Annotated in this window: 13 protein-coding genes; 6 read left to right on the forward strand and 7 right to left on the reverse strand. The window is 37.8% G+C overall.

Features of this window, described 5'->3' with window-relative positions; genetic code table 11:
* Positions 1–43 precede the first annotated feature (43 nt).
* Entirely contained in the window at positions 44–541 is a 498-nt protein-coding gene (locus BM141_RS05820; RefSeq protein ID WP_143090819.1) for a hypothetical protein, read from the forward strand.
* Positions 538–1,518, forward strand: a complete 981-nt coding sequence (locus BM141_RS05825; protein ID WP_245763995.1) for an ATP-grasp domain-containing protein — start codon at positions 538–540, stop codon at positions 1,516–1,518. The genes BM141_RS05820 and BM141_RS05825 overlap by 4 nt, the downstream gene beginning before the upstream one ends.
* Here BM141_RS05825 and BM141_RS05830 read toward each other — a convergent pair.
* The gene (locus BM141_RS05830; RefSeq protein WP_221407632.1) at positions 1,515–3,209 is read right to left on the reverse strand and encodes an ABC transporter substrate-binding protein; all 1,695 of its coding nucleotides are present in this window, start codon (positions 3,207–3,209) and stop codon (positions 1,515–1,517) included. The genes BM141_RS05825 and BM141_RS05830 overlap by 4 nt on opposite strands.
* A 546-nt stretch (positions 3,210–3,755) precedes the next feature.
* Here BM141_RS05830 and BM141_RS05835 point away from each other — a divergent pair.
* The 3 genes from BM141_RS05835 to ilvD all read left to right on the forward strand — a co-directional run bounded on the left by BM141_RS05835 (position 3,756) and on the right by ilvD (position 6,945).
* Positions 3,756–4,562 (forward strand): 3'-5' exonuclease, encoded by an 807-nt coding sequence (locus tag BM141_RS05835; protein WP_091541612.1) that lies wholly within the window; start codon positions 3,756–3,758, stop codon positions 4,560–4,562.
* A gap of 9 nt (positions 4,563–4,571) precedes the next feature.
* The gene (locus BM141_RS05840) at positions 4,572–5,141 is read left to right on the forward strand and encodes a phosphatase PAP2 family protein (RefSeq protein ID WP_091541616.1); all 570 of its coding nucleotides are present in this window, start codon (positions 4,572–4,574) and stop codon (positions 5,139–5,141) included.
* 121 nt (positions 5,142–5,262) lie between these two features.
* Entirely contained in the window at positions 5,263–6,945 is a 1,683-nt protein-coding gene (gene ilvD, locus BM141_RS05845) for a dihydroxy-acid dehydratase (RefSeq protein WP_221407633.1), read from the forward strand.
* A 168-nt stretch (positions 6,946–7,113) separates the two neighbouring features.
* Here the strand turns inward: ilvD and BM141_RS05850 are convergent, their stop codons facing one another.
* The 4 genes from BM141_RS05850 to BM141_RS05865 are packed head-to-tail and all read right to left on the reverse strand — an operon-like array spanning position 7,114 to position 11,678.
* Complete coding sequence (locus tag BM141_RS05850) at positions 7,114–9,318, reverse strand: hypothetical protein (RefSeq protein WP_091541623.1); 2,205 nt, start codon at positions 9,316–9,318, stop codon at positions 7,114–7,116.
* A gap of 59 nt (positions 9,319–9,377) precedes the next feature.
* Positions 9,378–10,451 carry a M42 family metallopeptidase gene (locus BM141_RS05855; RefSeq protein WP_091541627.1) on the reverse strand — a complete coding sequence of 358 codons (1,074 nt, stop codon included), beginning with the start codon at positions 10,449–10,451 and terminating at the stop codon, positions 9,378–9,380.
* A 33-nt stretch (positions 10,452–10,484) separates the two neighbouring features.
* Positions 10,485–11,234 carry a 23S rRNA (guanosine(2251)-2'-O)-methyltransferase RlmB gene (gene rlmB / locus BM141_RS05860; protein ID WP_091541630.1) on the reverse strand — a complete coding sequence of 250 codons (750 nt, stop codon included), beginning with the start codon at positions 11,232–11,234 and terminating at the stop codon, positions 10,485–10,487.
* A gap of 57 nt (positions 11,235–11,291) precedes the next feature.
* Positions 11,292–11,678 carry a RidA family protein gene (locus BM141_RS05865; protein WP_091541633.1) on the reverse strand — a complete coding sequence of 129 codons (387 nt, stop codon included), beginning with the start codon at positions 11,676–11,678 and terminating at the stop codon, positions 11,292–11,294.
* A gap of 336 nt (positions 11,679–12,014) precedes the next feature.
* Between BM141_RS05865 and BM141_RS05870 the strand changes: the two genes are divergently transcribed.
* The gene (locus BM141_RS05870; protein WP_091541637.1) at positions 12,015–14,621 is read left to right on the forward strand and encodes a CHAT domain-containing protein; all 2,607 of its coding nucleotides are present in this window, start codon (positions 12,015–12,017) and stop codon (positions 14,619–14,621) included.
* A gap of 21 nt (positions 14,622–14,642) precedes the next feature.
* On the opposite strand, the gene BM141_RS05875 is transcribed toward BM141_RS05870, so the two are convergent.
* Both BM141_RS05875 and BM141_RS22805 read right to left on the reverse strand, forming a co-directional pair.
* Positions 14,643–15,455, reverse strand: a complete 813-nt coding sequence (locus tag BM141_RS05875) for an FkbM family methyltransferase (RefSeq protein WP_091541641.1) — start codon at positions 15,453–15,455, stop codon at positions 14,643–14,645.
* A 329-nt stretch (positions 15,456–15,784) separates the two neighbouring features.
* Positions 15,785–16,225: hypothetical protein (locus BM141_RS22805; protein WP_177217278.1), on the reverse strand; the 441-nt coding region annotated here is incomplete at its 5' end.

The raw sequence follows: 16,225 nt of genomic DNA on the forward strand, positions 1-16,225 counted from the left end.
CGTAAAATTGTTAATTATGAGCTTATTACAAACAAACAAAGCAATGCTTTATCAACTGTCTGCATTTATAGACTCAATTGAAGATTATCAGTTCTCGGCACATCTTTCTATTCTTTCAGGTAATACGATAGGTAAGCATCTAAGACACATCATAGAGTTTTATCAACACCTACTCCAAAGCTATCTAAATAATCAAATCGTGGTGAACTATGATGCACGCATCCGAAACCATTTCATAGAAACCGATAAAAACTATGCAAAACAAGAAATTGGGCAGTTAGTCTTTTTTTTAGAACAAACTAATAAGGATAAAGAAATGATGCTCTGCTTTAGCCTAAATGAAAAAGGAGATACTCAACATATTCCTACAACTTTTTACAGAGAATTGGCTTATAACTTAGAGCATGCCATTCATCACTTAGCCATAGTGAAGATGGCTGTGATTCAGCACTTTCCTGAAATTCAGTTAGATACAAACTTCGGAATCGCTTATGCTACTATACAATATCACAACGAAAAATTAAAGACTGAGCAGTCGTGAAAATTCGCACACCACTTTTTCTGATAAAACTTTTTAAGTACGAGTATTGGTCTTGGTGGGTATTTTACCTTCCTTTACTCCCTTATTTTCTTCGTATTGTCTTCAAAGAACGTTCTTTCAAGTTTTTTTCCTTAGTCAATCCAAGCATAGAAACAGGAGGACTGATAGGAGAGTCCAAGATAGATATTCTTAACAAAATCCCTCTCGAGTTTAAGCCTAAGACTTTGTTTTTCAAATCCGAAGAACTCCTCAGTGCCGAGATTGTGCTTGCTTATTTGGCAAAAAATAAGATGCACTTCCCTATTATCGTTAAACCTAATGTGGGAGAACGAGGAAACAAGGTAGAGAAAATCAATGACTCATTAGAACTTATTGCTTACTTAAAGAAACATAAACAAGACCTCATAGTCCAAGAGTACATAGACTATCCCATAGAGTTAGGTGTAATGTATTATCGACTGCCTAATGAAAACACTGGTAGAGTTAGCTCAATTACTATGAAAAAATTTTTAACAGTGAAAGGCGACGGGAAGTCCACAATTTATACTCTTTTAAAAAACAATGAGAGAGCAAGATTCCAACTTGAGAGGCTAAAAAAAAAGATGCCCGAACTACTGCAAGAAATCCCTGAGCAAAACCAAGAAATCCTCGTAGAACCCATAGGCAACCATTGTAGAGGAACGGAGTTTATCAACCGCAACGACCTCATCAAAGAGGAGATTCATTCAGTTTTTGACAAAATTAGCCGACCCATCGAGGGCTTTTATTATGGTAGATTTGATTTGAAAGTACAAAATTTTGATGACCTTTATACAGGGAACAGTATCAAAATCATGGAGTTAAATGGCATTTCTTCTGAGCCTGCTCATATCTATGATGCCAACTATTCCCTTATCCAAGCCTATAGAGATGTTTTGCATCATTGGCGAATCATGAATGAAATATACCAGCAAAATAAGCTGAGGTATATGTCTTAATCTGTCGTACCATCTGTCAATTTTTCTATGCTTATCAAAGGTAAATTGACGATTTCTAATACTCCCTCTTTGAACTTAGTAATAGCAACGCACTGATTATCATTGCTATCCTTGAAGTCAAAGCCTATCATCATTTTGCCCTTGTCATAATCAACTTGCCTGATAGCATTTTGGAAATTTATACCGTGCTTAGATAATATTTTACCAAAGTAGTACATCATTTCGTAACCTAAGTAGGCAAAATCAGAGGGCATCATATTGGAGCGAGCAATGTATTCTTTTTGAAAGTTTTTAGCATCTCTGTTAGTACGGACATAATTTGATGCAAAGAAATGTACCTCTGCTTGTTGATACTTTTCATAGGGAATCTGCTCAAAGTTAAGCCATGTTTCTGGAGCAATGATAGGTAGTATCTTGCGTCCAGTTTGCGTAGCACTAATAAGATTGAGTGCTACTGCCTCCTCGCTGCTGCTGATAAAAATATGTGCCGAGTCTGTTTTTGAAATATTGTTAATATCGCTTGTAAAACGCTGATAGATAGTGCGACTATCAATCGCTCGTAGAAATACCTGATAATTAGCCTTTTCTAAAGTTTCTTTGTGAGCAAAAGCACTCAAAGAGTCTTCTAAGTTGCGTCCATAATATACATAGGCTTTTTTCCCGATAAAATTTTGCACAGCAAATTCTGCCGTTTTTTTGCCTTGTGTTTGATAAGAAGATTCTGCAAAAAATATGTAGGGATTGGACTGATAGATACCAATATCATTGGCAAAAGGATTGACAATATTGATTTTCTTTGTTTCTGCCAAAGGGAGCAGGCTATGAATGTTGTTGGGATAAATAGGTCCCATAATCAAATCTATTTCACTTTTGGCTTGTTTTTGCACTAACTGTGCAATTACGTTGTCATTCCTTTCCGTATCAAAAGTAAAAAGTTTAATTTTCACTCCTTCCTTTTCTAAATGTTCTTGGGCTATTCTCATGCCCTCATACATATCATAGACAAATTGGTAGCGTCTATTAGGGCTATATGGGGAAGTTTCTTTAAGTAAAAAAGGAAAAAAGAGAGCGATCTTGTATTCAGACTTCAAAATAGGTGGTTCTAAGGTTTTATTAGTTTGAATTAGCGAAGTACTTTTAAGGTTATATTTGACCAATAAAGTTTCGAGCAGTAATTTGTCGTCCGTGGAGATACGCTCATTGACTAATTTTTGGGCAAGTACTCTGCCTACACTTTCATCTTGGGTGGTTTCGTAAAGTTTTTTAAGTTGCTCAGTAGTCAAAGTAGATAAAAAATATCTTTTCTGCGCATTGATGTCCTCTTTGATTGTACTTTGCTTAATGGAGTTGAGTAAGTCCAAACCTTGCTTTACTTCTCCTGCTTCCAACAAAATTGCACCAAGTAAGTATTTTGCCTCATCTATTTGGGCAAAAGCAGGGGAGGAGTCCACCAATTTTTGCAAGTAAGTCCTTGCCGTTTTTTTATCGCCTGTTTTGTAAAGAGCCAAGCCATAGAAGTAATGTGCATACTTTTCATAGATATTATTCGGCAGAGGCTGAGTAAGTTTGTAGAAAATATCTTTTGCCAAACTAAATTTTCTCTCTGCAATAAGCTGTTTACCATATTGATAAGAGTTTTTGAGTTCTTGGTCGGACTGAGCAAACACAGAGAAAACCGCTAAAATAAACACCGCAAAAAGGGTAGTATAAATCAGAAAAAACCTTATTTGAAATGGTTTGTGATGTAGAAAGGTATTCATCGCTATCTGTCATTTACAGGTTATTGTCTATTCAAGGCAAAACGCAAAAATATATACTTTCCTACTAAATTTCAGAAGTTTGTAAGGTTTTGTTTAGATAAAAGTACGAAAGTAAACCTTTATCAGGGTTTTTACTCACTTACAATCAGCAAACTAAATAGATAGTTTTTCTAATAATAATTTTGGAACACTCATTAACAAAGGCAAAATTACAAACGCAAAATAAAACTTGAGTTACAACTACATTGGAACAGCCCAACTTTAAGCAAGTCCGAATTATAAATTTGCACTCGATTAGGATAAGGAACAGCACATTAGTCTATGCGTCTTGCTTGAATATTTAATGTGAAAAACCCTTTATCAGAAAAATTTGATGAGAATAATTTGAAATAAAAAAAATCAATAATTTTAAACTTTTTGAACTAACTTGCAAAAAAATTTTTTTGTACTAAGCCAATATCGTATAAACTATTAATAATGAACTTAAAACTTAGAAATCCACTTGCCTTTTTTGATTTGGAAACCACAGGCGTAAACATTGCTACAGATAGGATTGTAGAAATTGCCGTACTGAAAGTTATGCCTAATGGCGACCAAACCAAATATGTCAAGCGAATTAATCCTACGATTCCTATTCCTATCGAGTCCAGCCTGATTCATGGTATTTATGATGAAGATGTGAAAGATAAACCTACTTTCAAACAAATCGCTAAGGAGTTAGCCAAACTCTTGGAAGGTGCTGATTTAGCGGGGTTTAATATCATTCGTTTTGATGTTCCTCTGCTTGTAGAGGAGTTTTTGAGGGCAGGCGTGGACTTCGATGTAAGCAAGCGGAAATTTATTGATGCCCAACGCATTTATCACCTTATGGAGCCTCGTAACCTCTCTGCCGCTTATAAGTTTTATTGTGGAAAAAATCTGGAAGATGCCCACAGTGCTGAGGCTGATACTCTTGCCACTTTTGAAGTTTTAGATACCCAAGTAGCTATGTATGAGAATGTTCCCTTAAAAGATAAAAACGGAAAAGAGTATTTTCCTGTTCAGAATGACATGAAAGTATTGCACGAATTGACAGCCTCCTCTATTGTGGACTTTGCAGGACGCATGATTTATAACGATAAAGGCATTGCAGTATTCAATTTTGGAAAATACAAAGACCAATCCGTATTGGAGGTACTGAAAAAAGACCCATCATATTACGATTGGATGATGAAAGGAGATTTTCCTCTGAATACCAAACAAAAGCTGACCGAAATCAAACTTAGTCAATTTAACCAAAAATAAGGAAGCTGAATGCTCGAAAACTTAGATAAAATAGATAAAGCTATTTTTCTCTTTCTCAATAGCTTACACCAAGATTGGCTCGACTCTATCATGCAGTTAGTTACAAGTACTACTGCATGGATTCCATTTTATGTCTTAATTGTATTTTTTTTATTTTGGAAGTTTAAAAAATATGCTTTGAGTATTCTAATAGCTATTGGGCTGAGTATTACTTTGGCAGACCAATTTACTTCGTCTTTGATGAAACCTATTTTCCAAAGACCTCGCCCTTGCTATGATGAAGAAATTGAAAATCAGGTGTATAACTATGTAGGTTGCGGTGGACGGTACGGCTTTGCTTCTTCTCATGCTGCTAATACTTTTGCTTTGGCGACCCTGTTTTGGGCAGTAGGTAGGAGTTTGGAAGAGAGAAAAAAAATAGCATGGACGATGTTTTTATGGGCAAGTTTGGTTTCCTACAGCCGTATTTATGTGGGGGTACATTACTTGGGAGATATTTTAGCAGGTGCATTAGTGGGGGCAGGAGGGGCGTATTTGATATATTGGGTATTTAAAAAGTTAAAAATCAAACCTTTTTGATAAGCTAAGCCTGACTTTTTAAGTCGAGTATTCAGCTATTTGGAAAATCAAACGCTACAAAATAATATTTATTACTTGCATATCAATTATTTACAAAATTCATCACTATAACTAAATCAATATGAACAAATTTAGCAAAAAATTTACCCAAGATGAGAGCCTCCCTGCAGCGCAGGCAATGCTTTACGGCATAGGATTGAAGGAAGAGGATATGCAGAAAGCCCAAGTAGGCATTGCCAGCATGGGCTACGAGGGCAATACTTGCAATATGCACCTCAACGCTTTGGCAACAAGGGTAAAAGCAAGCATTAATGCCAATCAACTCATTGGCTTGATTTTTAATACCATAGGCGTTTCCGACGGCATGACCAATGGCACAGACGAAATGCGTTATTCTTTGGTTTCCAGAGAGGTGATTGCGGATTCCATAGAAACCATCGTTGGGGGGCAGAACTATGATGGGATTGTAGCTTTGGTGGGTTGTGATAAAAATATGCCAGGTGCAATGATGGCGATAGAAAGGCTAAATAGACCTGCTATTGTAGTATATGGGGGAACTATCAACTCAGGTAGGTACGACTATGGACAGTACAAAGGGAAAAAATTGGACATTATCTCTGCTTTTGAGGCGTATGGCAAAAAGGTAACGGGAAATATCACCGAAGAAGAATACAAAGGTGTCATCAAAAACTCTATCCCAGGCGCAGGGGCTTGCGGCGGAATGTACACTGCTAATACCATGGCAACTGCGATTGAGGCTTTGGGCATGAGCTTGCCCAATAGCTCGTCTTTCCCTGCGGTCAGTCCTTTGAAACACGCTGAGTGTGATATAGTTGGTCAGTACATTTACAACTTATTAGAAAAAGACATCAAGCCCAAAGACATCATGACTTTTGAGGCTTTCGAAAATGCCTTGACTATGGTCATGGTCTTAGGAGGCTCTACCAATGCAGTTTTACACCTCTTGGCAATGGCAAAAACTATAGGTATTCCTTTGACTATCAAAGATTTTCAACGCATTTCTGATAAAACTCCTTTTTTGGCAGACCTCAAGCCAAGCGGAAAGTACCTTATGGAAGACCTTTGCAATGTGGGTGGGGTTCAGGCAGTAATGAAGATGATGTACGAAGCAGGATTTATTCATGGAGATTGCCTGACCGTTACAGGAAAAACGGTAAAAGAAAACTTAGCGAATACCCAACCTCTCATAGAAGGACAAGATGTCATCAGACCTTTGGACAATCCGATTAAGAAAACAGGGCATATACAGATTCTCTACGGAAACCTTGCTACCGAAGGAGCGGTTGCGAAAATTACAGGCAAGGAAGGCGAAAGGTTTGAAGGGATAGCCAAAGTATTTGATTCTGAAGCAGAAGCCAATGCCGCTATCGCTAATCATCAGATTCAAGCAGGGGACGTTGTTGTGATTCGCTACAACGGTCCCAAAGGTGCGCCGGGAATGCCTGAAATGCTTAAACCTACCTCTGCCATCATGGGGGCTGGCTTAGGAGGAAGTGTAGCCTTGATAACCGATGGTAGATTTTCTGGCGGCACACATGGTTTTGTGGTAGGGCATATCACTCCCGAAGCACAAGTAGGCGGGGGCATAGCCTTAGTAAAAACAGGTGATAAAATAGTGATAGATGCAGTAAACCACACTATTGACATGATAGTCAGCGATGAGGAGATAGAAAAAAGAAAAAAAGAGTGGAAACAGCCTCCTTTGAAAGTCAATTCAGGAGTCTTATATAAATACGCCAAATCTGTTGGCTCTGCATCAGAAGGCTGTTTGACGGATTTGTAAAATACATTAAAGTTGTCTAAGTAGGTCTGACTTTCCAAGTCAGAAATTTCTATACTAAAAATAAAACGGTTTTTCTTAACCTCAATCCCTTTCTCCTGCTGAGAAAGGGACTTTTTTAGTAAAAAATTTCAAAAACACTTTTGATTGAGGATAGATAGCTCTAATTTTTTACTCAAACACGATTTCGTAGTAAATTGCTTGGTATTTTTCTCCGTCTAATACCAAAGTATGCTTGCTTATTGGGATTTCTTGTAAGCGTCTATTTCCCACATGGTCAAGGGGATATACTTTATATTTAGCTTTTTTATTGATTTTTAGGTTTACCTTGACAGGCTCTATCAATATAGGCGAAGTCCCTACTTTAAGTAGGCTTTTCTTTTCTGCATCGTATTCCATACCTGTATTTTTGGCTCTTGCAACTGTCGTAATAAGCCACCTTTTGGCTTTGTCTAAACCTTCTTGTTTGTCTAAACTATTTACCAAAATTACAGCAAACTCATTGCTTGTACTAAAATCTACTTCGCCAAGTCGGTGTAGCTTATCTTTGGCAAAACCTACTAAACCCTTTGTTCCAGAGGTATTGATAGTGAAGAATCCTTTGACGGAATAGTCCCAAAAAAGTTGTTGGGTATTAGAAGAAACAGTTTTACCTTTGCAAAATTTTTGAATTTCCCCAATTTCGTTTTCTTTTAACTTGTCTGTAAAAGAGATACTTACTTTTCCAATAGCCATAGCCTCTAAGGGAAAATCTCCCGTAAAACTTTTTCTATCATGGTCTTGAACGGTTTTTTCATTTAAAAATTGCTTGTTTTCCAGCATAGACGGCAGATGCACATTTCTATTGGCAATCGTTTCTCCTTCTTTGACATCATTGCGGTAAATCATCATGGCTAAGGCAGGATACAGAGCAAGTTGCGTAGGGGAGCAGGCATTGTAAATTCCTCCCCAAGGTGGCGTTTGGATGGTTTCTGTAAAATGTGGATAGTCAGTAGCAAAAGTATAAGAAGCGTCCCAGCCTTGTAATCCCATGCCATAAACTGCTAATAGAGGCGCACTTTCTGCCGTCCACTCGTTAGGAATAAGACTCATCCATTCTGAAATAGCAAAAGGTCTATCGCTCACTTGCTGTAAACCTGTCCCCAACAATCCTGAACCTACTTGCGAAAGCATAGAACTGTTGTCAAACTTTCCTGCTTTGAGGTCATGTCCCTGTCCACCACCAAAATAGTTATGGCGGTCTATGATGCCTACTTGGTAATCTGCATATAAATTGTATAAATGTGAGATTCCCGTTCCTGCCTGCCAACAACTCCCCACTATTGTTCCTTTGTATCCTGTGGCTCTGATAGCGGCAACAAACTTGTTGTAAAACTTTATCTGCTCCTCGTATAGAAAAGCAATTTTATCTAAAATATGCTGTTTTACAGGCTGTTTGTTTTTAATAGCCTGCTCGTATTCCCAGCTAAAAAGTCCATGATTGGGCGTAGGGTAAATATTTTCTTTGCCTAAATGCTCTCCTTCTTTGATACCTTCTCTGTTCCACGCCTTTTCTAAATTTTCTTGGGAATAGTACTTTTTCAAGAGCCACTGAGAAAATTTTTTGCACAACAAAGCCCTATAAGTAGGAGTTTGCTTAAGTGTTTCTTCTATCGCACTCCAAAAGATGTTATCCTCATTTTGCAACTCTATGAAACTAAGTGCTGGGTCATCTGCATAGCGTAGGCCTGTCAGAGGGTTTTTATGATTCAACATATTGACGGTCAGCTCTATATTGAGATTTTGTAAGTCCTCTGCGAAGTTTACCAACGAGGCAGTAGTGGCGTTAAGATGCGACCAAGGGAATTTGGTGTCGGCAAGTTCTTTGTAGGCGAGCAGGCGGGTACTATCGCCTGAGCGTATCCTATGCCCATAGATGTGCGACCAACCGTAGTAAATCCCTGTTTTTCGGAGTTCTTGGCAGAGAAAATCAAAATTTTTCCAATTTTCCTCTGTAATAAGGGTAGAATATTTGCCGTCAGTAGCGTCCCAAGTAAATTTGTGGAAACGCACAGCATTGAAACCATATTTAGCCAAAAATTTTGCCCACACTTGAGCCTGTTCCTTTGGCATAAAAGGCAGATGGCTTGCGATATTTGTCCCCCAAAACTTGATAGGAGTGCCGTCCTGAAAAATCAAATCTTTTCCTTTCATCTGGACAAAACCATGCTTACCCGCAGGAGCATCTAACCAATGACTCAAGTCTAAGGTCTGAGTAGCAAAATAGTCTTGGGGAGAAAAGACAAACCATCGCTCTTGGGCAAAAACAGATTCGTAGGTAAAACAGAAAAAAAAACTACAAATACATAAATAATGCACTACTAAGTTTGATTTCATAAAAGTATTTTCTCACTAAGAGATACCTTTTAGAAATTTCTAACCATAAAATAGTAAGACTATTTGAAATACCTGAAATCGTGTCCTGCCTCTAATTGTACCAAAAACTCATACATCAGTTTGATAACATTTTCTATATCGTCTTTATGCACCATTTCAACAGTGGTGTGCATGTATTTGAGTGGTAAAGAAATCAGAGCAGAGGGCACCCCTGTACTCGAGAAAGCAAAAGAGTCTGTATCTGTGCCTGTGCTTCGCTCTGAGGCAGCTCTTTGGAAAGGAATTTCCTTTTCTTTGGCTACTTTGATAAGCATTTTTAATACATTATTTTGTACAGCAGGGGCATAGGTCAGTACAGGACCTAAGCCACAAGCCTGTTCTCCGTCTAAAATCTTGTCATACATAGGCGATTTGGTATCGTGGCATACATCAGTACAAATCGCTAAATCAGGTTTGAGATAGCGAGAAATCATCTCGGCACCTCTTAGTCCTATCTCCTCTTGGACGGAATTCACTACATACAATCCAAACGGAAGTCGTACTTTGTTCTCAGCCAGTCGGCGAGTAACCTCTGCTATCATAAAACCTCCTATTCTATTGTCTAAGGCTCTGCCAACCAAGTATTTATTGTTGAGTTCCATTAAGCCATCCTCGAAAGTAACTACACAGCCCACATGCACGCCTAACTCCTCTACTTCTGCTTTTGAAGAACAGCCACAGTCCAAGAAAATATTTTGCATGGTAGGTTTTAAGTCTGCTTTATCTCCTTTGCGGGTGTGAATAGCAGGAAAACCAAAGACTGCTTTGACGATGCCTTTTTCTGTGTGGATATTTACTCGCTTTGAGGGAGCAATCACATGGTCAGAACCTCCGTTGCGAATGACATAGATATAGCCTTCTGGTGTGATGTAATTGACAAACCACGAAATTTCGTCTGCATGTGCCTCAATGACTACTTTGTAAGAGGCAGTAGGATTGACTATGCCCACCACTGAGCCATAGTTATCTACATGATAATCGCTGATATATGGTTTGAGGTAATCCAACCAAATTTTTTGCCCTGATTCTTCAAATCCTGTAGGCGAGGCATTGTTTAGATAATCGTATAAAAACTTTTTACTTTTGTCGTCCATAATTTATTTTTTAACTTTCAAAAACATTCAAAATCATACTCTATGCTTTACTGCTTCATACAAAATTACCCCTGTTGCCACAGAAACATTCAAAGAACCTATCTTCCCGTACATAGGGATTTTTACCTGCTCGTCGCACATTCGTAGGCATTCAGGCGAGATGCCGTCTTCCTCTGAACCCATCACCACAGCCAAGGGCTTTTCATAGTCTATATCATACATCAATTTTTCGGTTTTTTCTGTACAACCCACTATTGTCAAGCCATTGTTTTTCAAGAACTGTAAAGTGCCTTTCAGATTTCTCTCTCGGCAGATAGGTACTCTGCTCAATGCCCCTGCTGAAGTTTTAAAAGCATCGCTTCCCAATCTTGCTGTATTTTTATCAGGAATAACGATAGCATCTATGCCTACACACTCTGCCGTTCTAACGATTGCTCCTAAGTTACGTACATCAGTAATGCGGTCTAAGACTAAGATAAAAGGATTTTTCCCCTGTTCGTACGCAGAGGAAATAATATTGTCCAAAGAGGCATAAGTAATCGCAGAGATAAAGGCAAGTACACCTTGATGATTTTTCTTGGTAATGCGATTAATTTTTTCAATAGGAACTTTGACGATAGGTATTTTGAGGCGATTGCATAGGTGAGCAAGAGCAACAATATTTTGCCCTTTCAAGTCTTTTTGAATCAATACTTTATCAATCTCTTTGCCTGCCTCTATAGTTTCCATTACAGGGTGAATACCAAAGATAATCTCCTGCTCGGAAGCATTCTCTTTATTCATAAATAATGGTTTAATAAGAAAAAAGCATCACACAATTTTACTTGTAATGTTTTACTTTTACATTTCTTTTACTGCAATGCAAGAAATTTCTACTCTGGCATCTTTGGGCAAGCGGCTCACTTCTACGGTTTCTCTTGCAGGGTGATGATGCGAAAAGTACTGCCCGTAAACATTATTTACCACTTGAAAATCGTTCATGTCTTTTAAAAATATAGTACACTTCACTACACTTTTGAATGCCAAGCCAGCCTCGTGCAGGATATATTCTAAGTTTCGCATGACTTGGTGCGCCTCCGTAGCTATGTCCTCATTTGCCATATTGCCTGTTTCTCTGTCTATTGCTATTTGTCCTGAAACATACAAAGTATTATTGACCAAGATGGCTTGACTATAGGGTCCTATAGGTTCTGGTGCTTTATGGCTGTTGATAACTTTTCGGTTCATGGTTTTCAGTTTGGATTAGAATGAGTGATTGCTTTATGAACTGATAAAATTCATCTTTAAAACTTTATCAGTCTTATATGATACAAAAATATAAAGATAAATGTAAAGAAATCAGATTTTTTAAAACCCTATCTTAACGTTTTAATCATTTTTTGCAAGATATAAAAAAAATAAAAATCTTAGTATAGTCCATTACTTTTTTATTCTTTTTCACTTAAACAAGAATTTTTAGTACTAAAAAAAGGATAGGTAAAAATTCTTAGAGGCTTTTGAAAAAGGGCTTAGAGTTTGCTAAAAGGAAGAGTGTAAATATTAAATTTGTATAAAACCTATAGCATGAAAAAGTTTACCTTTCTTGCCTTACTTATCACTTTTATTTTTCATGTATCTATTTCTTTTGCCCAAAAGAAATACAGTAAGTTTTTTACTCTTATCGAGCATGCCCATCAAGACGGAAATTATGAAGAAGCCCTCAAGCATAGTCAGCAAGCAATCACCCTCATAAAAAAAGACTTAGATAGCCTCTCAGAAAGTAAAGACCAAAGCGTGTACTTGGAAACGCTGATGAATCTGGTACATAACCGAGGAGTGATTTTATTGGATATAGGAAACTATGAGGAAGCTATACACCATATCCAACAAGCGATAGATATTCATAAGGATATTTTTAACGTAGAAAATCCCGATTTAGCGACTTTTTTGGACAATTTGGGAGTAGCCAAACAGAACTTAGGAGAGTACAGCGAAGCAGAAAAACTTTATACAAAAAGTAGGGACATTAGGCTTAAACTCTTAGGAGATAGAGATGTAGATTATGCTATGTCTATCAATCATTTAGCCTCCCTATTGCATGAAATGGGAGATTATGAAAAAGCCCTCAATGGCTATATCAAAAGCATTAATATTATTAAGAAACGTGACGGCAAAAATAATATGTACTTTGCTACTTTTCAAAGTGCCTGTGCCTCACTTTATCAAGAAATAGGTTGCCTCGACCAAGCTGAGATTATGCTGAAGAATAGCTTGAATATCATCAAAAAGGAAAAATCAGAACAACATCCTGAATATGGTCTTGCCTTGTTCAGTTTGGCAACCCTCTACCAAGCTATGCACCAACCCACCAAAGCTTTACCTTTGTTAGAAGAAAGTATAGCAATCATTGCAGAAAAGTTAGGTAAAAAACACCTCATCTATGCCAACGCTTTGCATCAGTTAGGGAAAGCACAACAGGCAATAGGCAATTACTCCAAAGCAGAAAGTTTTTACCTCGAGGCACTGCGACTACGCCAAAGCATCGTAGGCACTAACCACCCTGATTATATCTCTTCGCTTGTTCAGTTAGCTTTGTACTATCAGCTTATCAAACAATACGAAAAAGCGGAAAGTTGGTATCTCCAACATTTGAAAGCCTCAGTCCATCAGATTTATGCCTATTTCCCTTTTTTGTCTGAAAAACAAAAGGAAAAGTTTTATGCAGGTATAAGTGATAATTTTGAAAAGTTCAACGCATTTGCCTTCCAGAGAAGTACACAAAATCCATATTTGCTCAGCGAAGTTTTTAATTATCGCCTCACTACCAAAGCTATACTCTTCCAATCTGCCAATAAGATGCGAAAACAAATTCTTGATAGCGGTGATAAAGAACTCATAGCCACCTATAAAAAGTGGACAAAATTGAAAGACAAATTAGCAAAAATCTATAAGCCAGCCAAAGCAACAAGGATAAAGATATTTGCTGAGGATATTATTGGGCTGGAAACAGAAGTGGAAAAGTTAGAAAAGCAATTGTATGAAAAATCAGAAACTTTCAAACAGTTCGCCGATAAGCAAACCGTGAGTTGGGGCAGCATCAAACAAAAACTTCAGCAGGGGGAGGCTCTAATAGAAGTAATTAGATTTAGATATTTTGATATTTACAAAGATAAATGGACAGATTCGGTAAACTATGCGGGCTTAATAGCCCTGCCTCATGAGCAAACCTATCCTATGGTTAGCCTTATTACCTATGGGAAAGACTTGGAAAACAAACACTTTAAGGCGTATCGCTTTGCTCTCAAAGAAAAGCAAACAGATGTAGATTCTTACCAACTTTTTTGGACGCCTTTTAAGGAAAAAATAGGACAAGTAAAGAAAATATTTTTCGCTCCTGATGGTGTATATAATCAGTTGAATATAAATGTATTGCTCAATCCCGAAACAGGAAATTATCTCATAGACGAAACAGACGTTCACTTGCTTGCCAATGCCAAAGAAATACTGGAGATAGAGCCTGCTTCATCTGCCGTTTTACAAAACACCTTACCTAAGGCAGTATTGATAGGTCGACCTAAATATGATTCAGAGCATTTGCAGGAAAAATTATCAGACTTGGAAGGTACAGAAAAAGAAGTCAAACACATCGCCCAACTCCTCAATAAAGAGCAGTGGCATACGGAAGTTTACTTAGGTGAAAAAGCCTCCGAATCTATCCTAAAGCAAAGCGACAGCCCTACAGTACTGCATATTGCCTCGCATGGATTTTTTGCTGCTAATAGCTACGAGGACCCAATGTTTTCCTCTGGCTTGATGCTAACCTCTTATCGCAACGATAATCAAATAGATGAAGATGACGGAAGATTGACAGGCTACGAAGCCATGAACCTTTCTTTGGAAACTACGGACTTGGTTGTGCTTTCTGCCTGTGAAACGGGCGTAGGGAATGTCAAAGTAGGAGAGGGAGTCTATGGCTTGCAAAGAGCATTCAAGATAGCAGGTGCGAAAAATATTATCATAAGTCTTTGGTTAGCTGATGACTGGGCTACTCAAAGCCTAATGAAAGAGTTTTATCAACTATGGTTGGCTGAGGGCAACCGTCGCCAAGCCTTCCGTTTAGCCCAACAAAAAATGAAAGATAAATATGCACACCCATACTATTGGGGGGCTTTTGTTATATGGGGTGGGTAAGCTATATCCTTGATAATCAAGCTACTTTGTCCAGTTGCTTATTGGAAAATCCTTCAAATACTGTTGGAGTACTTTCTCAAATCTATCTTTCTCTGATTGTTTTACCGCAATATAGTTCCCCCAGCCTCTTGCATCTTCTAATTTAGTAGGGTAAGGGCGTATATTTCTCCATCGGTGTTGCGAACCGTATTTGATAATTGGATACCACTCTGAAAGGTAAACCGCATACCCTTTTTCTAATAAAAAATCTCCTAAATCCTTATAGGTATAGCCGACAGGAACGGTTTTATAGTCTTCAAATTCACACAAAATTATCTCAGGAACGCATTTTTCAAAGGGGAAGCCTTTAAGAGCAAATAAATCATGCCCTTCTATGTCTATTTTTAGGAAATCTACTTTTTGTATTCCTTCTTTTTCTATAGCAGTGCTAAGAGAAATGGTCTTGACCTGAGCCACAGGACGATGCGAAGCATGAAACGAGGAGAGAGAGGAAATTCCAGAGGACTCATCACTTGCGTAAAACGTAAGTACCTCGCCGTCTTTATTAGAAACAGCTTCTTGGTAAAGTTTCAAACCTTGAATCATAGGAATTTTTTTCTGATTATAAGGGTCGGGTTCAAAGCCTATAATACTCCACCCTAACTCGCTGTAAGGCAGACAACTTTCTCCAAAATGCACCCCTACGTCTATCATCAATCCTTGGCGTTGGTAGGTATAAAAATAGTCTATGATAATTTCTGCTTCTGAAAAATAGAGCTTTTTACGGGTAAGAGTATAATACAGCCGCTTGCTTGTTCTTCTCCCTAAAATAGTGAAAATTAGCTTTTTTAACATTTCTTGATGCTATTTTTTTCTCAAAGTGCAAAGATATAATTGTTTCTTTGATAACTCTGACAGCAATAGGATATGTTAGAAAAGTTTTGTTTTTTTGATTGAGGGTAAGTACAAAGACAAAGTATTTCTACGCGTAGATGTTAGTAATAAGATGAGTTATTGAGGTAATAAACTAAAGGTCAATTTTTAAGATAAAAAAGCTCGATATAAAAATAGTATGTTTGAAATACCTAAATAGCTACAAAATATTTTTGAGGAAAATAAAGCAGGGATAGTAAGGGAAAATACTCAGACCTCCCTGAAAAGTGAGTAGGTCTGAGTAGGGCATTTTAAGCATCAGGCACTACCTTCTCATAAGCCACCAACATAATCTCTACTGCTTTTCTGATAGCTTCTTTGTTAGAAAACTCCTTAGAGGCATCTCTCTCCAACAGTTTAGTTTTATCAACATTGGGCAAAAGACATGTTTCCATTTTGCCTACTGCCTTTTCTATGACTGTACTATTATTTTTGCTGTAAACCACTTCTAAGTAATCTTTGGGAGAGAATCTCCACTTCATGCCGTCCCCCGTGGCATAGTGCAGGTGAACTACTATGTCCTCTTTGCTTGCTCCTTCGGTTACAAAAACATAGGAAGTATAAACTACGCTTATCATTTCATTTTCATCTAACCTTTTCACCACAAGGTCGTATCTGTTGCCTTTGGAGTCCTTGACTACCTCATAGTAATAAGTATAGGTAGGTTTTTTGACTTCTCCTCTGAAAGCATT

The sequence above is a fragment of the Thermoflexibacter ruber genome, from assembly GCF_900113045.1.
Taxonomy (GTDB): domain Bacteria; phylum Bacteroidota; class Bacteroidia; order Cytophagales; family Thermoflexibacteraceae; genus Thermoflexibacter; species Thermoflexibacter ruber.